The sequence below is a fragment of the Paracoccus aestuarii genome, from assembly GCF_028553885.1.
Lineage (GTDB): Bacteria > Pseudomonadota > Alphaproteobacteria > Rhodobacterales > Rhodobacteraceae > Paracoccus > Paracoccus aestuarii.
Map to the genome: position 1 here is coordinate 2,927,310 of NZ_CP067169.1, position 19,612 is coordinate 2,946,921.

The 19,612-nt window shown below is 62.2% G+C and carries 20 protein-coding genes and 1 pseudogene; 5 read left to right on the top strand and 16 right to left on the bottom strand.

What is annotated here, in order from left to right:
* Positions 1 to 60: 60 nt before the first annotated feature.
* The 11 genes from JHW48_RS14805 to JHW48_RS14855 form a co-directional block, all read right to left on the bottom strand.
* A complete protein-coding gene (locus JHW48_RS14805) occupies positions 61 to 636 on the bottom strand; it encodes a L,D-transpeptidase (protein ID WP_119884573.1) in 576 nt (191 codons plus the stop codon).
* Positions 637 to 863: 227 nt separating this feature from the next.
* On the bottom strand, positions 864 to 1,403 hold the full coding sequence (locus JHW48_RS14810) for a L,D-transpeptidase family protein (RefSeq protein WP_119884572.1): 540 nt from the start codon (positions 1,401 to 1,403) through the stop codon (positions 864 to 866).
* 31 nt (positions 1,404 to 1,434) lie between these two features.
* Positions 1,435 to 1,902 carry a DUF411 domain-containing protein gene (locus JHW48_RS14815; protein WP_119884571.1) on the bottom strand — a complete coding sequence of 156 codons (468 nt, stop codon included), beginning with the start codon at positions 1,900 to 1,902 and terminating at the stop codon, positions 1,435 to 1,437.
* Positions 1,903 to 1,905: 3 nt separating this feature from the next.
* Positions 1,906 to 2,496: an SCO family protein gene (locus tag JHW48_RS14820; RefSeq protein ID WP_240637644.1), complete on the bottom strand. Its 591-nt coding sequence runs from the start codon at positions 2,494 to 2,496 to the stop codon at positions 1,906 to 1,908.
* Positions 2,497 to 2,513: 17 nt separating this feature from the next.
* A complete protein-coding gene (locus tag JHW48_RS14825; RefSeq protein ID WP_119884569.1) occupies positions 2,514 to 2,990 on the bottom strand; it encodes a copper chaperone PCu(A)C in 477 nt (158 codons plus the stop codon).
* A gap of 1 nt (position 2,991) precedes the next feature.
* A complete protein-coding gene (locus JHW48_RS14830; protein ID WP_119884568.1) occupies positions 2,992 to 3,573 on the bottom strand; it encodes an SCO family protein in 582 nt (193 codons plus the stop codon).
* An 86-nt stretch (positions 3,574 to 3,659) separates the two neighbouring features.
* A complete protein-coding gene (locus JHW48_RS14835) occupies positions 3,660 to 4,310 on the bottom strand; it encodes a DsbA family protein (RefSeq protein WP_272835643.1) in 651 nt (216 codons plus the stop codon).
* Positions 4,307 to 4,747, bottom strand: a complete 441-nt coding sequence (locus JHW48_RS14840; RefSeq protein ID WP_090747259.1) for a disulfide bond formation protein B — start codon at positions 4,745 to 4,747, stop codon at positions 4,307 to 4,309. The genes JHW48_RS14835 and JHW48_RS14840 overlap by 4 nt, the downstream gene beginning before the upstream one ends.
* The gene (lspA, locus tag JHW48_RS14845) at positions 4,734 to 5,216 is read right to left on the bottom strand and encodes a signal peptidase II (protein WP_090747263.1); all 483 of its coding nucleotides are present in this window, start codon (positions 5,214 to 5,216) and stop codon (positions 4,734 to 4,736) included. Before lspA ends, JHW48_RS14840 begins: the two co-directional genes overlap by 14 nt.
* A complete protein-coding gene (locus tag JHW48_RS14850) occupies positions 5,213 to 5,794 on the bottom strand; it encodes a methyltransferase family protein (RefSeq protein ID WP_272835858.1) in 582 nt (193 codons plus the stop codon). The genes lspA and JHW48_RS14850 overlap by 4 nt, the downstream gene beginning before the upstream one ends.
* Positions 5,795 to 5,837: 43 nt before the next feature.
* The gene (locus JHW48_RS14855; protein WP_272835644.1) at positions 5,838 to 8,069 is read right to left on the bottom strand and encodes a heavy metal translocating P-type ATPase; all 2,232 of its coding nucleotides are present in this window, start codon (positions 8,067 to 8,069) and stop codon (positions 5,838 to 5,840) included.
* An 80-nt stretch (positions 8,070 to 8,149) separates the two neighbouring features.
* Here JHW48_RS14855 and JHW48_RS14860 point away from each other — a divergent pair, with 80 nt between their 5' ends.
* Both JHW48_RS14860 and JHW48_RS14865 read left to right on the top strand, forming a co-directional pair.
* Positions 8,150 to 8,605 (top strand): MerR family transcriptional regulator, encoded by a 456-nt coding sequence (locus JHW48_RS14860; RefSeq protein ID WP_119885491.1) that lies wholly within the window; start codon positions 8,150 to 8,152, stop codon positions 8,603 to 8,605.
* Positions 8,553 to 9,551 (top strand): bile acid:sodium symporter family protein, encoded by a 999-nt coding sequence (locus tag JHW48_RS14865; RefSeq protein ID WP_240637754.1) that lies wholly within the window; start codon positions 8,553 to 8,555, stop codon positions 9,549 to 9,551. The genes JHW48_RS14860 and JHW48_RS14865 overlap by 53 nt, the downstream gene beginning before the upstream one ends.
* A 419-nt stretch (positions 9,552 to 9,970) precedes the next feature.
* Here JHW48_RS14865 and JHW48_RS14870 read toward each other — a convergent pair whose 3' ends face one another.
* The 4 genes and pseudogenes from JHW48_RS14870 to JHW48_RS14885 form a co-directional block, all read right to left on the bottom strand.
* Positions 9,971 to 12,214: a GmrSD restriction endonuclease domain-containing protein gene (locus JHW48_RS14870; RefSeq protein WP_119885527.1), complete on the bottom strand. Its 2,244-nt coding sequence runs from the start codon at positions 12,212 to 12,214 to the stop codon at positions 9,971 to 9,973.
* Positions 12,215 to 12,669: 455 nt separating this feature from the next.
* The gene (locus tag JHW48_RS14875) at positions 12,670 to 13,863 is read right to left on the bottom strand and encodes an IS91 family transposase (RefSeq protein ID WP_119885493.1); all 1,194 of its coding nucleotides are present in this window, start codon (positions 13,861 to 13,863) and stop codon (positions 12,670 to 12,672) included.
* A gap of 12 nt (positions 13,864 to 13,875) precedes the next feature.
* Positions 13,876 to 14,708, bottom strand: a pseudogene (locus JHW48_RS14880) (tyrosine-type recombinase/integrase).
* 112 nt (positions 14,709 to 14,820) lie between these two features.
* Complete coding sequence (locus tag JHW48_RS14885) at positions 14,821 to 15,186, bottom strand: hypothetical protein (RefSeq protein ID WP_240637755.1); 366 nt, start codon at positions 15,184 to 15,186, stop codon at positions 14,821 to 14,823.
* Positions 15,187 to 15,662: 476 nt separating this feature from the next.
* Here JHW48_RS14885 and JHW48_RS14890 point away from each other — a divergent pair, with 476 nt between their 5' ends.
* Positions 15,663 to 16,820 (top strand): hypothetical protein, encoded by a 1,158-nt coding sequence (locus JHW48_RS14890; RefSeq protein ID WP_119885494.1) that lies wholly within the window; start codon positions 15,663 to 15,665, stop codon positions 16,818 to 16,820.
* 97 nt (positions 16,821 to 16,917) lie between these two features.
* On the opposite strand, the gene JHW48_RS14895 is transcribed toward JHW48_RS14890, so the two are convergent.
* The gene (locus tag JHW48_RS14895; protein WP_119885495.1) at positions 16,918 to 18,189 is read right to left on the bottom strand and encodes a hypothetical protein; all 1,272 of its coding nucleotides are present in this window, start codon (positions 18,187 to 18,189) and stop codon (positions 16,918 to 16,920) included.
* A gap of 708 nt (positions 18,190 to 18,897) precedes the next feature.
* On the opposite strand from JHW48_RS14895, the gene tnpA reads away from it, so the two are divergent.
* Positions 18,898 to 19,245, top strand: coding sequence for an IS66-like element accessory protein TnpA (gene tnpA, locus JHW48_RS14900; RefSeq protein WP_240637762.1), 348 nt, complete (start codon positions 18,898 to 18,900; stop codon positions 19,243 to 19,245).
* Positions 19,242 to 19,589, top strand: coding sequence for an IS66 family insertion sequence element accessory protein TnpB (tnpB, locus tag JHW48_RS14905; protein ID WP_119885497.1), 348 nt, complete (start codon positions 19,242 to 19,244; stop codon positions 19,587 to 19,589). Before tnpA ends, tnpB begins: the two co-directional genes overlap by 4 nt.
* The last annotated feature ends 23 nt before the right edge of the window (positions 19,590 to 19,612 follow it).

A 19,612-nucleotide genomic window follows, 5' to 3' on the forward strand; every position in this document is an offset into this window, starting at 1 on the left:
CCAAGATCGGGAAACCCTCCCGGTTCAGCGACTAATTCAGCGGCCTGCTAAGTAAGGAAATCAGAAGACGGTCACCTGCGTTCCGATCTCGGCGACCGCATAAAGCTGTTCGACATGTTCATTATAAAGCCCGTAGCACCCTGACGAGGAGCGCCGTCCGATCTTGCGTGTGTCATGGGTGCCATGGACCAGATAGGCAGGCCAAGCCAGATAAAGGCCGAACTTTCCGAGCGGGTTCTCCGGTGCTCCGCCTTCGACCCTCTGAGGGAGAGTGGGATCTTTTTCACGCATGCTGGGCGTCGGCGTCCAGGGCGGGTTCGGCATCTTGCGGACGATCTCGGTTTGCCCGCGGCGGGTCAGCTCGTCGGTCATCGGAATGGCGCAAGGGAAGACGAAGTGAACGCTCCCATCACCCGACCAGTAGTGGACCGCGCGCGAGGTGACATCGGCAAGCAGGACGCCCTTGCCAAGTGTCGGGTAGAAATCACGCCAATGTCTAATCCGGAACGAGGACTGGTTACGCTCGGGCGCCGTGGAAGTGGCGGCCTGGCCATAGGCGGCTGCTGGCAGCAGCGCCCCTGTTGCGGCCAAGCCGCGCAAAAAACTTCTCCGGTCACCGAAACGATGGGTGGACATGCTGCTGTCTCATGCTCGTCTTTTGTTGAGAAAAGGATACCGGCGCCAAAGATCCTGTCCAAGCAAGGGCAGGACCATGGCTGTGTGGGTTGGGATAATCTGCAACAGCTGGTGCGACCAATCGGCGCGCCGAACCTGTAGGCCTGCCGCCACCATTATCTCGAACAACCTGCAGACAGCCCGCATGATGACAAGCTCGATCACGCGGCAGTGCCTGACGCCCGGTTTCACGCGTAGATCATCACCGGCGTGCGAGGTTGCAGCATAGCGTAGACGTCTTCGATCTCATCGTCGGTGATCGCGATGCAGCCAGCCGTCCAATCTCTGTTTCTAGGAGCCAGGACACGCCCCTCGGGGCCTCGGCCATGAAACATGATGTCGCCGCCGGCATCGAGGCCAAACTGCGCGGCATAGGCCTTGTCCCGCTCGTTCGGGTAGGAGATGCCGACCGACAGGTGGTAGCGGCTGCGTGGATTGAACCTGTCGACGTAATAGAGGCCTTCGGGAGTCTTACCGTCACCCTCGAACTGCTTGTGGCCTATCGGCTGGTTGCCCAACCCGAAGTCATAGGACCTCATCACCGTTTGTCCGTTGAGCAGGTGCATCCGGCGCTGTGCCTTCTGGACCACGACCTGTGTGACTGGAGGGCCGGCGTAACGCTTGAACTGAGGAACATCCCCGGATCGGTTATTCGAGCCCGATCTCCCACACGCCGCAAGAGCGGCTATCAACCCTAAAGAGGCGGCGCGTCGGTTCAGGCTGGTCATAAGGCAGGCTTCCAAAAAGAGGTTGAAGGATTCAGGCCGCAGAGTAATGGGTGAAGACTTCGCCACTGCCATCCTTGCGGATCAGCAGGACGTCATAAGCCTCGCGATTGCTTTCAGGCCCCATTCCGGGGCTGCCATAGGGCATGCCTGGCACGGCAAGGCCCCGTGCGTCAGGCCGCTCACGCATCAGCTTGCGGATGTCGGCAGCAGGAACATGGCCCTCAAGGAAATAGCCGTCGATGGAGCCGGTATGACACGAGGAGACCTCGACGGGCACCCCAAGGTCCAGCTTATGCTGCATGAGAAGGACGCCAAAACGCTCTTCGTGCGTGACCTCGAAACCGTTCTCCTGCAGGTAGCGGGTCCATTGCTTGCAGCACTCGCAGCCCGTGCCCTCGACCACGTGGATCAGGGCGGGGCTACTCGAGACGGCCAGATGCGGCAAAGCACTGGCGGCGGCGGCGGCACATAGAAGGGTTCGTCGGGTCAACAGGGACACGGCCTATACCTCTCGTTCCATCGCGCGTCGAATTTTCGGCACCGCGAATTTCGGGTCGTCGTGCAGGTCTATGATACTCGACAAGCGCCCGTCCGGCCCGAACACCATGACACCGGCGGTGTGATCCACCGTGTAATCGCCATCGTCCCGAGGAACGCGGCGATAGGTGGCGTTGAAGTCATCGGCTGCTTTGGCAACTTCGTCAGGAGCTCCGGTCAAGCCGCTGATGCGAGGATCGAAGTTCGACAGGTAGTCGGCCAGCACCTCGGGCGTGTCGCGTTCGGGATCGACGGAGACAAGGTGAACGGCCAGCCCGTCCGCATCTGGGCCAAGTTCCTCCAGCCAATCGCTGATGTTCAGCAAGGTCATCGGGCAGACATCGGGACACCAGGTGAAGCCGAAGAAGACAAGGCTGGTCTGGCCGATCCAGCTTTGAGGGCTGACCGGCTCACCTTTGTGGCTGGTGAGTTGCCAGGACATCGTTCCTAGATTGGCCCCTCGGGTGCCAACAGTCTCAGTGACCTGCTGTTGCCAAGGCAGATCCCCACTGCGCCAAGCGCCGACAGCCAGCATGAAGCCGACCGCCGCAACCATTCCGGCGCCGCCAAGGATCAGAGCGCCTCTTCGCATGCAGCCTCCCGCGCGCGCAGAGGCAGAACCGCAGTGTCAATCGTGACCGGACCAGACTTCTCGAAAAGTAGCGTGACAGGAAAGGTCGTTCCCTCCACGAGCTCGGTTTGCAGATCCATGAGCATCCCGTGATAGCCGCCGGGCTCAAGGCTTACCGCGTCGATAGGGGCAATCACGATCTGTTCGACATACGACATGCGGGCCGCGCCGTTCTCCACCACCGTTTCGTGGAGCATGGGCACGTCCGCAACAGGAGTTTCGATGCCCATGAGACGCTCCTCGGAGCCGTCGTTGCGGACGGTGACGTAGAACACGGCGGGCCGTTCCGTCCCGATGGTGGCGCGCGACCAGGCGGCGCTGACTGTAACGTTGCCCTGAGTAACCTCGACACACTCGGCGAAGGCGGTAGCAGGCAGGATGGCGGCGAGCACGAATGCTGCGGCAGTGGAGTTCATCATGTCAGAGGCGTTCCTTCAGATCAGCGGTGATGTCGTCGGCCGGCGTGCCATACTCGAACTGGCGCAACCAATCCCCGCGCGGACCAAGCAGGTAAAGGCTGGAGCTGTGCGACATGGTGTAGCCCCCCGGCGCCGAGGCATCCTCATGTCTCTCGCTGAAAACCTTGAAGCTGCCGACGGCAGCCTGCGTGGCCGCCTCGTCTCCGGCCAGCCCCAGAATGCTGGGATGAAATGCTGAAAGATACTTACCAAGGCCGCTTTCCCGGTCTCGCGCCGGATCGACCGAGATAAAGACTGGCTGCACCTCCGCCGCCTCCGGCCCGAGGTCATCCATGACCTGCGCGACTTCGGCCATGGTGGTCGGACAGATGTCCGGACAGTTGGTGAAGCCAAAGAAAACCAGAACATGCTTGCCCCGGAAGTCCTCCGCCGTGTGAAGCGTCCCCGCCTCATCCGGCAAGGAAAACTCCGGCTTGAACGCAGCGGCTCGCTCCTGCCGATCCGCCCGCCAGAGCAGCACGCTCACACCAACGAGTGACACCGCCACGGCGACCCACAACGCAATCCTGATGTTCTTCAGCATTCCGATATCCCATCCTTGTGGGGGCCCTAGCACCTCTAGCCACATGAGGTTCAAGCGGCTTCAGGTGTCCTCACAGCTTTGTTAGTTCATCTGATCTCGGCCACAGCGTTTCTGACGGCCGCGCTCAAAGTGTCAAAATTGAGGTTGGTGAGCGGTCGGCCATCCAGGAAGAAGGTTGGCGTGGCGCGCACGCCGAGCTCCTGAAGATCAGCCACATCCTGATTCAGTATGGCGGTCGTATCTGGATGAAGCCGGTCCGACCGTGCCCTCTCCAGATCCAAGCCCACTGCGCCCGCGACGCGCCAGGCAAGGCCGAGATCGGGCGCGCCATGATTGGCCCACTCCGGCTGCTTCTCGAACAAGGCATCCAGGACCGGCTCGAACTTGTCCTGCCGACGAGCGGCCTCAAGAATACGCACTGCCTCGTCCGAGCCTTCGTGGAAGGGCGTGTAGCGCAGCACGATCCGCAACTGCGTCGGATACTGCTGGCGCAGATCCTCGATCACCGGGTGGAAAGCACGGCAGGCCTCGCAGGAAGGGTCGAAGAACTCCACCAGCGTCACCGGCGCCTCCGCAGGCCCCAGAATGGGCGAATTTGGGCGGACCAGCGCCTCCGGGTTCTGCGTCACGGCAGCCGCGGCGGCTGCTTCTTCCTGCTGACGCAGATACCAAGCACCACCACCAAACACGGCAAGAGCGGCGGCAGACGTTCCCAGCAACACAGCACGGCGGTTCATGGGCGAGATCCTTTCACGTTCAGAAGGCAGAGGCCGATCAGAGAAAAAGCCGCAACCGAGAGGTAGGGGATTGGCAGACCGAGGATCGTCATCTGCGCCTTGTCGGAACAGGACGGGCCAGTCTGAGTGCAGGGGGTAATAGTCTCGGGGATCAGGCCCATGTAGAGGCCGGAGTGCCAGACCGCGAGAGCAAGCCCGACAATGACAAGCGGCAGGGCGTAGGCACGCGCCGCGACATCGCTCCGCCACAGGGCCACAGCCAAAATGACTGTCAGCGGGAACATGGCGATGCGCTGATACCAGCACAGGACGCAGGGCATCTGGCCTAGGACTTCGCCGATAAACAAGGCGCCAAGGGTCGCGGTCAGGGCGATCAGGAAAGCCGCCAGCAGGGTAAGCTCGTCCCGGGTCACACGGCTTGTCTTAGTTGCGGTCAAGAAGCGGCTCCTTGCGGCCTGTGGTAAACATGGCGATGAGAATGATCAGCGCGCCGAGCGTGATCGCGATATCGGCCCCATTGAAGGTGGGCCAATGCCAGTCACGCCAGTAGAGGCTCAGGAAGTCAGTCACGGCACCCTGCCGCAACCGGTCGATGATGTTGCCAAGGGCGCCGCCCACGATCAGGGCAAGGCCGGTGCGCTCAAAGCGATTGTCGCTGCGAAACGCCATAACGGCAAAGATCAGGGCAAGTGCGCTCGTCAGCGCCGCCATGAGCAAGGGCCTGCCCTCCATGAGGTTCGACATCATGCCGAAGCTGGCGCCTTCGTTAAAGCTGAGCGCAAGATCGAGGCCCGGTAGAACCGGCAGGACCTGACCTGGAGAGATTAGTGACAGCACCACGGCCTTCGTGGCCTGATCTACCAGCGCCGTGGCTGCGATTCCGAAAATGGTCAGAGCAGCCTTCAACTTGAGGTTCTCCTGTGAAAGCCGATCCAGCGCGGCACGGTCGCCAGATAACGGCTGTAGTCTGCGCCAAGCGCCTGCTTCAACTCACGTTCCTCTGAGCGGATCTGCGTGGCCGCAGACCAGAGGAAAAGCAGCGGCGCAAGAAGTGTCGGAACAGCCGGGATCGCAGGAGTAACTCCCGTCAACAGAATGAACTGTCCCAGAAAGGTCGGATTGCGGCTGAAGCGGTAAAGCCCGCCCGAAACCAGAGCCCCTGTTGCACCCTCGGCCACACCGACACGCCACGATGAGCCCATGGACATCTGTGCGGCAAAAGCAAGCATTGCGCCGGCTGCTGCAAGAACAGCACCTGCGGCCCCCACCAGCTGATACCGGCCTTCAGTCCAAAGCGGGTCCAGCTTGTGCAGCGCCGGAAAGGCCAGCCATAGCAGCGGCCCAAGAAGCGCCAGCGCAAACGCAAGGCGAAAACCGAATGCGGCAAGGCGCTCGAGCCCCCGCGCTCGTCCAAACAGCCAGACTGGCCGCCCGGCGGCACGTGCGGCCTCGGCCGTTCCCCAGGCAAAGGCCGTCAGATACATCGCCACGACACCAAGGCCGATCCATCCACCCTGTCCGAGCATCTCAAGCCTCCCGGGCAGGGTTGAAGGCCAGCAGCCGCAGGGCGTTCAGCGTGACCAGGACGGTCGCGCCGGTATCGGCCAGAATGGCGATCCAGAGGCCGGTGATGCCAAGGATCGTCGTCACGAGGAACACCGCCTTCAGTCCGAGCGCCAGCGCCACGTTCTGCGTGATGTTGCCCATTGTCGCCCGGGCCAGCCGGATCAGCGCGGGGACGTCGGTTACGCGGTTGCGCAGGATCGCCCCGTCGGCAGTCTCCAGCGCGACATCCGTGCCTGATCCCATTGCGATGCCAACTTGGGCCTCTTTCAAGGCAGGGGCGTCATTGATGCCGTCACCGATCATCATCACGCTGCCCTTGCCGTTCAGCTCACCGATCGCGGCCAGCTTGTCCTCGGGCATCATCCCGGCCCGGAAGCCGATCCCAAGCCCTCCCGCGATGGCGGCCGCGGTGCGGGCGTTGTCGCCGGTCAGCATGGTCGCGCCCACACTCATGGCGTCCAGTTGCCGGATGGCCTCGGCCGCATCACCCCGCGGCTCGTCCCGCAGGGCGATCAGCCCCAGGGGCCGGCCCTCACGATAGACGGCGACAACCGTCTTGCCCTCGTCCTCCAGCGTGACTGCCCGAGGCAGGGCCGCGTCATCCATCCCACCGACATCGGCGGCATGAGAGGGTGAGGCAACCCAGGCCAGCGCCCCGTCCACGGTGGCTTCAACACCACGTCCGGGCAGCGCCCGGGCATTGCGCGCCTCCGGCACCGGCACGGCGGCAGCTTCTGCGCGTCGCAGGATCGCCAGCGCCAGAGGGTGGCTTGAGCCGGCTTCCACGCCGGCGGCGACTGCCAGCAACTGAGCCTCGTTCACGCCCGGGGCGGGAAGCAGGTCGGTGACCACCGGAACGCCAAGCGTCAGGGTGCCGGTCTTGTCGAAAGCCACATGCGTAACCTTCGCTGCCGCCTCGATGACGGAACCGCCCTTCATCAGCAGCCCCCGCTTCGAGCCTGCCGACAGTGCCGAGGCGATGGAGGCCGGAACCGAGATCACCAGCGCACAGGGGCAGCCGATCAGCAGCAGCGCCAGGCCGCGATAGATCCAAGTGGTCCAGTCCTGTCCGAAAGCGAGCGGCGGCACCACGATCACCAAGGCCGACAGCGCGACGATGGCCGGCATGTAGATGCGCGAGAAGCGGTCGATGAAGCGCTCGGTGGGCGCACGAGCCTCCTCGGCCTCTTCGACCAGGCGGATGATGCGGGCGATGGTGTTGTCGCTCGGTTCGCGGGTGACGCGGACACGCAAGGCGGCCTCGGTATTGATTGAGCCGGCGAAGACTGGATCGCAAACGGTTCGGGTCGCCGGCACGCTTTCACCGGTCACCGGGCTTTCATCGACGCCGCTGGTGCCGTCGATGATTTTGCCATCCGCAGGAATACGGTCGCCGGGGCGGACAAGCACGGTCTGCCCGATCTGCAGGCTGTCGGCGGGAATGGCCCGTGTGCGACCGGCCACCTCCAAGAGCGCAGTCTTCGGCACCAGATTAGCCAAAGCCCGGATGCCCTGCCGGGCCTTCCCCGCCGCGACACCCTCAAGCACCTCTCCCACGGCGAAGAGGAAGACGACCAAGGCCGCTTCCTCGGCCGCACCGATCAGCAGCGCGCCCCCGGCAGCGATGGTCATCAGACCCTCAATCGTGAAGGGCTGACCCATACGCAATGCTTCGTTGGCGCGTTTCGCCACCGGCGCTACGCCGATCAGGCACGCCGCGACGAAGGCCCAGTATCCGACCTCGACAGAAGTAAGCAATTCGATCAGCCAAGCGATCGCGAGCAACGCACCCGTCAGGATAACAAGCCGCCCCTTCGCCGTCTGGTGCCAGGCCTTGTCCTGCAGAGCTGGTGTCGCATCGCGGGCTGGAGCACGCAAGTCGGGATCATCGGCCGCGCCATCCTCTGCCCGAGGGACCGGACCTTCATCCGGCAGCACAAAAGCCTTCTTGCGCGGCGCCTGCTGCCCCTTTGGTGCTATCCCGAAGCCCAGCTTGCGGACCGTGCCTTCAATGGCCTTGGGTTCGCTGCTGCCCGGCACCAAATTCAGCGACAGCCGTTCCGTCATCAGCGCCACCTTGACGTCGCTGACCCCCGGCAGCCGCTCGACCGCCCGCACCACCTTCGTCGTGCAGGCCGCGCAGTCCATGCCGGTCACCGTCCATTCACGCCGCTCTGCTGTTTCCGCTGCCATTTTGCATCCCGCCCAAGCTCTTTCCTTCATTGAGCCCGGAAGATAGGATCTCTAGCAACTAGAGGTTCAAGAGGTTTCTCATGCTGAGCATTGGAAAACTGAGCGCGGCCACCGGCGTGAAGGTGCCGACCATCCGTTACTACGAAGAGATCGGCCTGCTGCCGGAGGCGGAACGCAGTGCGGGCAACCAGCGGCTCTACAGGAAGGAACACCAGGAAAGGCTGGCCTTCGTCCGCCATAGCCGCGAGCTGGGCTTTCCGCTCGATGACATCCGGGAGCTGCTCAGCCTGTCGGACCGACCCGACATGTCCTGTGCGGCAGCCGATGTCATCGCCAGCCGTCAGCTCGCAGCCGTCAAGGACCGCATTGCGCGGCTCCAGGCCTTGCAGCAGGAACTGGAGCGCATGCTGGCACGCTGTGCTCACGGCACGATCTCGGACTGCAAGGTCATAGAGGTCCTGAGCAACCACGAGAACTGCATCCATGCAGATCATGGCGAAGGCTGCCACTCCATGCATCCGGGGCACGACGGCTGACATGCGGAAAATCCTTGGCTTCATTGAGAACAACCTGTTGCTTCTGGCTGTTCTCACGGCCGCTCTCGGCTTGCTGGTGCCGTCCGTCGGCATCGCGCTGGAGACCGGCATCGGCCCACTTCTCGCCCTTCTGATGCTGGTCATCAGTCTGACCTTCGACGCCAAGGCCGTGCAGATCGTGTTCCGCAAGCCGGGCCGGCAGCTCTGGGCGATCGGCCTCGTCTACGGCCCGATGTCGCTGGCAGGCTGGCTGACCGGCCGCGCCTTCTTCGGCAGCGGACCGTTGGCCGCGGGCCAGACGCTGGTGGGGATGCTTCCGGCCGATGTCTCCGCGCCGCTGCTGGTTCTGCTTGCCCGTGGCAATGTGGCTCTCGCTGCCGTGCTGAACGTGGTGAATACCGCGCTTTCGCCCTTCATCATCCCGTTCCTCTTCCTTTGGATGACCGGGATCGAGTTGATGGTGCCGGTTCTCGCCGTGGTGAGCGAGCTGGTTCTGATCGTGGTGGTGCCGACCGTGATCGGTGTCTGGTTGCGGACACGCTTTCCGGAAGGCGCATCGCACTTGGACTTTGCTTGGCCTGCACTCGGCTCGGTCCTTTATCTTCTGCTTCTGCTGGCGGTCGTCGGGCCGAACGCCGAAACCATTCTCGGCTACGGCTGGTATTCGCTCGTGATCGCACTGGCGGCCCTTGCCCTGAACCTGATCGGCTACGCCGTCGGCATGACAGCCAGGATCTTCACGAAGGACCGGGGAGAGCTGATCGCCTACCTGTTCACCTGCAGCAAGAAGGAATTCAGCATCGCCGCGGCCTTCGTTGCAGCCTCCGGCCTGCCTTCCGAGATCGCCGTGCCGGCCGCGTTCTTCGCCGTGATCCAGATGATCACGTCACCGATCGCAGCGAAGCTCCTTGCGGCGCAAGAGCAAGTGCAGGCGGCGTCTGCATGAGCCAGAAACATCGCAAATTTCAGGATGCTGCTGACAAACCGAACGGCCGCTTTTCCAGTTCATGCTGCAATAGCGACGCAACGATCTTATGAAGTTTTTGCACCCAGTAGACCCTCGGCTCCTTCATGATGCACGTGCAGCGAACGGCTGTTTGGTCCCGCAAAGCAGACTCTGCTCGGTCAATTTCGCTGCGCCAAGCACGAATGTCCGGTCTGGGGATGCTGCAAGGCAGCGCCCGACAGGGCCGACCGACCGCAAAGGGCCGGAAGCCCATTCTGAACCAACCAGCAATGGCGGCAACCTCGCAGAATGTAACTTGAGTCGTGCGACTGCTCCTAGGCTTTGACTCGATGCGCCCTAGCATTATGTCGCCGCTGGGACTTCCTTGTCCTCCTCAACAGTCGACTTTCGCCACCTCTTCAGCCAAAACGCTGTTTGCAGTATTCCGGAACCGAACCTCCTTGAAGCTCCTGCGTCGAGGCTCCTCCACGGACGTAGAACCGCTGCATGCTTCCGTCCTTGACGAAGGCGGCCTTCGGCCCCTTGTCGCAACGGACGGCCAAAACGCGGCCCCCTTCCTCATCTTCGAAGTGGTAATGCACATACGGCATGAACACCTCTCCCACGCGATCCTTCATCAAGTTGACGAGATGCAGGCCCATCTTGTCCTCATTCGGAAAGCCATCGGCTTCCAATCCCAAAACTTCGCCGCTGTCTGACACCCCGATCAGCAGGGTGCCACCCTTAGCGTTTAGGAAGCCCACAATAGTCTTCAGAACCGCGAGCTGCATCTTGTCATCATGCTGCCCGGTGTGAAGATTAGTGCGCAGGGTCGACTTGAACTCGATTGCGTCCCCTTCACCGGCGGCGATCAGTTCTGTCACGTCGATCGGTGAGGGGGCAACCGCTTGGAGCTTGCCTGTCAGATCGTTCCAGGCGCTTCGAATGACCCTTGCCATCCGCAATCGGCGTTCTACCAGGAAGGTCTGATAGTCCATTTCCCACCACAAGGGCGGCAAGGCGTGCCAGAAATACATCTGCTCGCGCCGTTCGGCTGATAGCGCCGCGTCCAAGACCGGAACATAATCACGCGGCGGCTGCTTGCCGATCTTGATGTTCTGCGGCCACTCCACCGCAGCAAAGTTTGCGATCTGATTGATCTGCTTAATATCCTTCTGACCGATTTCCTCAAGGTATGCCCTCGGGAAAAGGTGGTGCCGCTCCAAGACAGCCTTCGACCCGCGGATTGCCGGATCGACTAGTGCCGCGATCTTGAACGGGCTATACAGAGCCACCGCATCCAGTCGGATCAACGCGGCATTGTAGGCGAATAGAGAGGGGCTTTGTGAGGCGGACGTTGCCAGTTGGCTGGGCAGGTTGATCGTCCAGTAGTCGTCAGTCAGCGCGAGTCCCATCATCTCGCGCAGCTTCGCGACATAATCGCCGGCCGTCTCCAGATCGCGCACCATGGCCAGGTCGGAGTCAAACCGGCCTTCCGGCCCGTAGGAATATCGTCCTGTAAGCGCTGCCATGAAGAAAAATTCACCGATTACCTGCCGCATCACGTCGCGCGGGACGGCGAAATCATCGATGCCAATCAGATAGAGCACGTAGGAATACATGATGGCGGTCTGCGAACTGACCATCTTCTCGCCACGATAGCCGGCCAGTGTCAGGGCGGACAAGAAATGATGCCAGTTCGCAAGATTGAGCGCCGTCTTCTGCCCCACCTGCATCCTGGAGAACTGATCCTCGCGCTTTTCCGGGCTGTCCAAGCCTGTTTTCGGGTCGCGGCCGCGCAGCGCATTGTAGACCGCCTCCAGCCGTGCTCGTTTTAATGACAGGCCCACCGTGACGCGAAGCATCTGATCGGGCGAGGGCTTGATGAAATGATTATAGGGCGAGGCCCGACCGTCGGCAGGCTTCGTGGCGTTCAACGCGAAGCTCTCCAGATCGGCGCGCCCCTCGTCCCAGAACACCGACATCAGCGTCATGATGAAATCGGACTGGTTGAGCTTCTTGCCCGAACCGTTGATGCGCACGAAGACCTCGGCAATCGTTTCGGCGCCAACGGTGGGCGATAATGTGAGCGCAGTGAATTGATAGTGCGGCAGATTGAACAGCCGACCGATGGCTTCCTCGATGCGCTCCGCTTCCTCTTGGCTCAACTCACGCGTTGCCGCGAGTTCCTTCAGGAAGACCCTGGTAAAGGCAAGAAGCTTTGTCTCCTTGTGCCACAACACCGAGATGTCCGGGATATAGGCCTTGTCCTTGGCGGTGGTCGCGTCGGGGACGTCAAAACGTTCCGTCAGCGGATTGAAGGCGATCCGGATCGGACTCTTCGAGAAGTCAGCACGGATGACCTCGGAGCCTTTGATTACTGCGTAGAGCGAGGTAAGCCGCTGTTGGCCGTCCACGATCGCCATCTTCGGAGGCAGCCGGTCTTTCTTTGTGCCAATTGCTTTGAGCACGCCATCTGCACCCGTGTCCCAGAACAGCAAGAAGCCGGCGGGATAACCCCGATATAGCGAGTCGAACAAGTTGCGGACATTGACGTTGGGCCAGACAAATGGTCGCTGCAGTTCCGGCAGCCCGATCTTGCCTAGGTCGATATCCTCGATCAGCGAGGAGATTGGGTAATTGGTGGTGGTGAAAAGCGTCAATCCGGGCATCTCCTCTTGGATGGCACCATCATGATCGGGATCTGGCTGCAACGGAAGTTGAATGTCCGCTTGCGGGCGCGCTGCGGTGCGGCGGCGGGCGAGATGACCGTCTGCTATGGTGAGGGTTTTCTTATGCGGGCCGTGGCGTAAGGTTGGAGCCTGGTGCGCGGTTGGCCCGCGTTGGAAAACCTCCCAAGGACGAAGCCGCGGGGAGCTTGGCGCTACCTATGTGGAAAGAGCGCCACCCATCGTGACCGCCTTGAAGTCCTGCATACGCCGCAGTTGTGGATTTGTCTCGCGCAGGCGGGTTTTGCTGCAGAATGGTTGTGCGCTCGGCTTCGGGTGAGTGCGGAGTGATCTGACTTCCGGCGGTTTCTGGCGCTTTGGATAGTCGCCGCCGACCTGGTGCCCGAGCGGGGACCGGCGGCTGATCAGGCTGAGGGACGGGCGTTTCATCATGCTGCCTGCTCGCGTGGCGGTGCCCGTGATTGCGGTTTGTGCCCGCGCCGGAAGATCTCGATGATCCGCATCGGGCCACCGCAGCAGGGGCATGGTTCACGCAGGGTATGGGGGATGACCTCAGCGGCAACTTGAGGTGCTGGCTCGGCTTGCGCCTCCCCAAGCAGGCTTCGGATCTTTGCGATGCTGGCCTTTCGGGTGGCGCTGGCGAGCAGGCCGTAATGCCGGATGCGGTGGAATCCGTCAGGTAGGACGTGGATCAGGAAACGGCGGATGAACTCGTCGGTAGCCAGCCGCATGATCTTCTGGCGGTCGCCCTTTCGGGTGCGGTAATCCTTCCAGCGGAAGGCAATGGTCCTCGCATCGGCGCTGACCAGTCGGCTGTTCGAGATGGCCACACGGTGGTTATAGCGGCTCAGATAAGCCAGCACTGCTTCGGGTCCACCAAAAGGTGGTTTGGCGTAGACCACCCATTCGGTTTTGCGGAACGGAGCAAGCCAGGCGCTGAGGGCGGTGATGTCTGCAAGCTCCGCCAGATCGCCGAAGAAGGCAAGCTCTTCGCTGCGGTGCAACGCATGAAGCCCCTCGATGAACAGGCACCGGAACAACCGCGACAGCACTTGCACGTGGACAAAGAAGCCGGGCTTGCAGACGACCCACCTGGTGCCGTCCGGCGACAGGCCGCCGCCCGGGACGATCATGTGGATATGGGGATGATGGGTCAGCGCCGAGCCCCAGGTATGCAGCACGGCCGTGATGCCGACCTTTGCGCCAAGACGCTTGGGATCGGCGGCGATGGTCATCACCGTCTCGGCCGAGGCGCGGAACAGCAGGTCATAAACCGTCTTCTTGTTCCAGAACGCGATCTGCGCGATCTGGGCCGGCAGGGTGAAGACCACGTGGAAATACTCGACGGGTAGCAAATCCTGAGCGCGCGCTGCCATCCAGTCACGCGCCGCCGGACCCTGGCACTTGGGGCAGTGCCGGTTCTTGCAGGAGTTGTAGGCGATGTGCTGGTGGCTGCACTTGTCACATGCCGCCACGTGCCCGCCGAGCGCCTCGGTCCGGCAGGCATCGATCGCCGACATCACCATGAGCTGGCTCAGGCTGCCATGACCCGCATTGGCCTGCCGCCACGCAGACCCATGGACGCGGAAGATGTCAGCGATCTCCAGCTTGGGCCGGGGCACGCCCGGCGCGGGTCACTCCAGACTTCGCTCGATGGTGCGGTCCTGCAGCTTCGAGAGCATCTCGAAGGGGCTGTCAGTGTCCCGGATCGTCTTCGTGGCGACATGGGCGTATTGGGCGGTGGTGCTGAGTTTGGCATGTCCCAGCAACACCTGGATCACCCGCACGTCGGTGTTCGCTTCCAGCAGATGCGTCGCAAAGCTGTGGCGCAGGGTGTGCAGCGTGGCGGTCTTCTTGATCCCCGCCATGTTCTTGGCCGAGGTGAATGCCCGGTGCAGTTGTCGCGGAGAGATCGGGCTGACCCGTGGCAGGCCCGGGAAGAGCCAGCCGTCAGGACGCGCCTCGCGCCAGTAGCTCCGCAACAGCTCCAGCAGACTGGGCGACAGCATCACCTTGCGGTCTTTCTTGCCCTTGCCTTGTTCGACATGGATCAGCATCCGGTCGCTGTCGATGTCGCCGATCCTGAGATTGCACACCTCGGCCGAACGCAGCCCGGCACCGTAGGAGATGCTGAGGGCCGCCCGATACTTCAGACCCGGTCCGGGTGCTGCCATCAGGATGTCGGACACCTCCTCCACGCAGAAAACCACGGGCAACCGGCGCGGCTCGGTCCGGAACTGCATGAACCGCTTCATCTCCTCGCGCCCGCAGGTCATGCCGAAGAAGAACCGCAGGGGGACGATACGGGTGTTGAAGGTCGAAGGGTGACCCCGGCATCGGTCATGTGCAATTGATAAGCCCGCAACTCTTCCGGCGTGGCCGTGTCGGGCGAGCGCTTCAGAAAGGCTGCGAAATCCTTGACGGCACGGATATGGGCCTGCTGGGCTTTCTCGCCCATGCCACACATAGAGCTGCTGCGACAGCGGTGCCGAACGCCCGCCAAAGGCGCCAGTGCCGCGGAGCGGCTTAGTCCACGGGCCGATTGTGTGAATCAAGAAAGATGCACACCCTCCTCCATCTCAACCGGAGATGCGCCGACCGAGGCAGATCGTTACGCCGCCCTCCGTCTCGATCTCGTGCGACAGGATCTCGTAGATCGCAATCAGCTCGCCGGTTCCGGACAGTTCGCCAGCCTCATCCCGTCCGCCTTGGCGAATTAAGACATGCTCGCTCAAGCGCAGGGCCTCTAGAAACTGCTCGTATTTAGCCGAGAAGCCGTGGCGGGGTCCCTTAAACGGATCCTTATAGACCTGATCCTTGCCGATCCGCGCGCTATGCAGTATCGGCGCGTTCGCGATAGCAAGCCCTCTGCCCTTTGCGTATCCGATCCAAGCAGACCGGTAGGTGAAGCCTGTCCGGAGGTCACGCATCCTGATCATGGTCATGGCCGGTCTCACACTGTCACCCGCTTCTGTGCTGTTCTTACAGCCCCTGGTCGGCGAATGACCAGCCACTCAACATAAGCCGGCCGCGATGGACATATCGTGACTTCAAAAAATCGACTTCGCCCAAGGCGACTACGTCCGATTTGAGCCCAGTGCGCCGGTCGGAGGCTGCCCCGCACCCATCCCGTCGCCAGTAGCGGCAGAGCGGCGTGAAGAGCCCATCTAAGACACGCGGGCGCGATGTTGCGCGGGCAGTGTCGGACTTAGCGTGAACTGGCGATGCCAAGAAAGCAGGCGCCCGCAGACCGGAGCTACTTCCGGCTCGGGCAGCCTCAAGCGGAGCGAACTCCCGTTCGTGGCCTCCAATGCCTCTCAAGATCCGGGCAAATCGTCATCAAGTCCTTCTTGATTTGACAGGCGTTGGGCGGAAGGCTCACCGGAACGCCTGATCGGCCAATCAAGTGCCAGGATCCGCCATGTTCCCAGCTGCCCGTCGCCACCTGCTCGCCATCGCCTTCTGTGCCGCACCGGCGCTCCCTGCGGCTGCCGCCGAGTTCGTCGTCATCGACGGCGGCCCGGGCATGCCCTCCATCATCGAGGTCAGCGGGCCGATTGTGCCTGGCGATGCCGATCGCTTCTGGAAGCAGAGTCGCAATCTCGACAAGGCCATTGTGATGCTGGAGTCGCCAGGGGGCGATGTGGAGGAGGGGCTCTCGATCGGTGCCGAGGTGCACCAGCGGGGCTTTACGGCCTTTGTGCCGCCTGATGGTGAGTGCTACTCGATGTGCGCGATCATCTGGGCTGCCGCCAAGCACCGGGTCATGGACAGGACCTCGACAATCGGCGCCCATGCGGCTTTCGCCCGGCGCGCCCAGGCGGATGGTTCGGTTCAGGCCTACGAGTCTGGTATGGCGAATGCCGATATCGGCGCCTTCCTCAATGATGTCGGCCTTTCCCGGAAGGCGATCCGCTACTTCACCTGGGCCGCCCCCGATGACTTCAATCTCATCACCCCCGAAGTGGCGCAGCTCCTCGACATCGACACGACGGTCATCGATGGCGACACTCTCTATAATGTTGAGGATCGACCTACTCCTGGCACGATTGCCCGCCAGACAGCGACATACATGTTCCTGCAAGGGGACTGTGCTTCGCTCCTCGGCATGGATGACGCATTCCTCCGGCAGCAGGGAGAAGAGCGTCTGAAGTTCGGCCACCAGATCTTTGGCGGCGAGGTCTTCATGGACCGCCTGCCGGAGATGGCAGATCGGATCAAGATGACGCAGGAGCGGATGGCGCTGAAGGACTGGTGCACCGCGGCTGCCGGCGACCTTCATACTGATAAGCTGCCGCTTGGCATCAGCGGTCCCAGCTTCGACTGCAGCAAGGCCTCGAGCAGGACCGAGCACGCGATTTGCGGCAGCTTCGATCTCTGGCTCCAGGACCGCGCGCTCGGCTCACTCTATTCCGTCATCCGAAGCAAGGGCGCGGATCGGGAACGCGCGGACCTTACGCGGCGGCAGCGCGACTGGATCGGACAACGCGAGCGCTGCGGCGCGGATGAGCAGTGCATCGCGGATCGCTACAACGCGTGGTTCCTGGACCTGAGCCTTCTCGGGGCCGGCGCGCGGTAGGCTTGAAGCGACCGACCTCAGACACAGCCATGCCGATCCCGTCGCCACATCATCATGCTAGCACTGTGCAGACTGTCTGGTTCCCCGTCGTCCCACCTCACCTGATTGAGGAGATAACGCCCGAACTCTGGATCGGCCTGCCGCCGTAGCCCTTCGGCCAGCACCACTGCATATCGACAACGTAGCTGACCGCCGCGCAGTCGGAAGCGGCCAAGCATTGGCGTTCGCATTCATCCAGAGAAATGCCACGGATGCCGTTGGCTAGAAGATCCGCGCCACGTAGATCGAGCCCGTTTTGTCTCGTCATGCGCGGCATTGGGGCCGGCGTAGGCGTAGGCGGAGCAGTTCGGAAGAAGCGACGCATGCAGCCGTCAACCATGTCGCGGATCTTGGGGTCCACCACCTCCCCGGCAAAGCCGTAGGAGATGCTCTTGTCCATGTTAAAGACCTTACCGCCAATGGCCGAGGCACCCGCGATCTCGGCCGCAACTTGAGGAGTGATCTGGAAACCCGCGATCGTCTCGCCGTTGCCGTGCTGGATATAGCCAAACTCGTGGATCGTGTGATCGTAGCCTCCGGCGTGCACCATGAAGGGCCCTGCGAACGGCATGGGCGGCTCCTGCAGAAAGGCGATGCCGTAAGGCCCTTCGTCACCGCAGCCGATGATGATCTTGTTTCGGCCAACGAAGGCATCTTGCTCGACGCGCAGCGATATTTCTCCCTCGTAGTTCACATACTCCACGGCTTGTCCTCTCACGCCCTGAGAAACGACGCCGAGGTCAGCTAGACGTTGGTGATCAACCCAGACCATGCTGTCGCCGCGCGCCGAGACGATGTCCGCGAGAAAGTCGCTGTCGACCCCGCGGCTCTGGAGATAGGTGAGGATGATCGAGGTCAGCTCCTGACCCATTGCCAATGCGTCCGAACCGGTCAGCTCGTTCTGGGTGTAGAACTGGTGAACGCCCAGCCCGGCACCGGTTTCGATGAAGCGGAAGTCGGCCCCGAGATAGGCGTAGACGCAGGCGCTGGCACAAATTGGAGAGCTGTCGCCTGCAATGCGCGAGGACGTGCTCTCGGGCCGGGCGGCGATGACCTGGCCAATGCGGATGCCCTCCACGAGTGCGCCGCCGGGGCTGTCGAACTCGAAGCTGATGTCGTTTATGGGCCGACCCTCGTAGCGCAGCAGCTCTGCCATTAGCGCGGCAGCGTCACCCTGCACGATCTCGCCAGACAACTTAACCGTCAGGCTGGCCGGCATGAACTGCGTGGGTTCACTGTAGCTGCTCGAAATCTGCATGGCTTCGCCGCCCTGTGGGTCGATGATGGCACCGAAGATGAATGCGGCGGCAAAGACGAGTCGATCGAGCACTGGCAACCTCGCAGCAGGGGCACTAAGAAAATTATTTCACGTTAGCGTTGCGCGTCTCTAGCAATCAACATGCGTCAGGCGACTTCGATCAAAGTTGCCGAGATTTTCCTTCCTCAGCGTGAAACGGTTTTCCAACACGAATGATACGTCACAGCCACCGTTTCGCAGGGAGGCGAGACTACGGTAATTGCATGCAATGCGAATTTGGCATGACAGTTTTCTACGCGTAGCACCAAGGTCCGGTGGGATCTGGATGGCGCTTAGCGAAAGAGGAAGACCGGCCGCTATGGGCGTTGCCGGCGGGTGCGCTGCACGCTGCCCATCTTGCCTCTGAGGTCTATAGTGACGTAGGGCGCTTTAGGGTGTCGCTGGTCTTCGCTCAGGAGGTGGCGCGCTCACCTTTGAAAGTAGGTGGCGCAAACCCAAAGGGTTGAAGGTCAGTCTGCTGCCGGAGATCTGTTCCCGCGGGCGCGACTCGTTATCCTCAAAGAAATCAGCGGCAGCGTGCAGCGCCTCGAAGTCATCAGGCGGCGGCACGACAACCCCATCGGCACCTCCAAACGCCAGATTGCCAAAGAACGGCTCGTCCGGCTTCGGTTCGTCAGCATCCGAGCCTTCGGTGTAACCGTCCGGCCTGACCGCTCTGCCGGGAGTGCTGCGTAGAAGATAGTGTCCACTATCGGATAATGGACACTATCGGGGTTGTGGGTGACGAAGCGGCGGAAGCGTCGGGTCTGGTCTGACGACGAGAAGCGGATGATCTGCGGGCAGGCGCGTGTGCCCGGTGTGTCGGTGAGCCAGGTTGCGCGCCGGTATGACGTGAATGCCAATCTGGTCTTTGCCTGGCTGCGCGATCCGCGGTTTGCAGATGCCGACGCGGCCGATGTCGCGCGCTTTCTGCCGGTGGAGATCGTTGCGGAGGTGAAGGCGCCGAAGGCACTTCCTGCGGTCGATGGGCATATCGAGATCGAGCTGGCCGGTGGGCACCGGATGCGGATCAGCGGCAGCTATGATCCCGAGGCGCTCGCTCGGTTGATCCGGGGCCTGACGGCGTGATCCCGGTTCCGGCGAACACGCGGGTCTGGCTGGCGGCCGGGGTGACCGACATGCGCAAGGGGTTCACGGCGCTGGCAGCGCAGGCCGAGGCGGTGCTGAAGCAAGACCCGTTCGCCGGGCATCTGTTCGTCTTCCGAGGCCGAAGGGGTGATCTGGTCAAGGTCATCTGGTGGGATGGCCAGGGCGCCTGCATGTTCCTGAAGCGGCTGGAGAAGGGGCGGTTCGTCTGGCCCTCGGCGAAGGAGGGGAAGGTGGCGCTGACGCCTGCGCAGTTGTCGATGCTCCTGGAGGGGATCGACTGGCGGGCGCCGCAGCGGACGTGGCGGCCCTTGGCAGCGGGATAGCCTGCTCATCCTGCAATCTATGA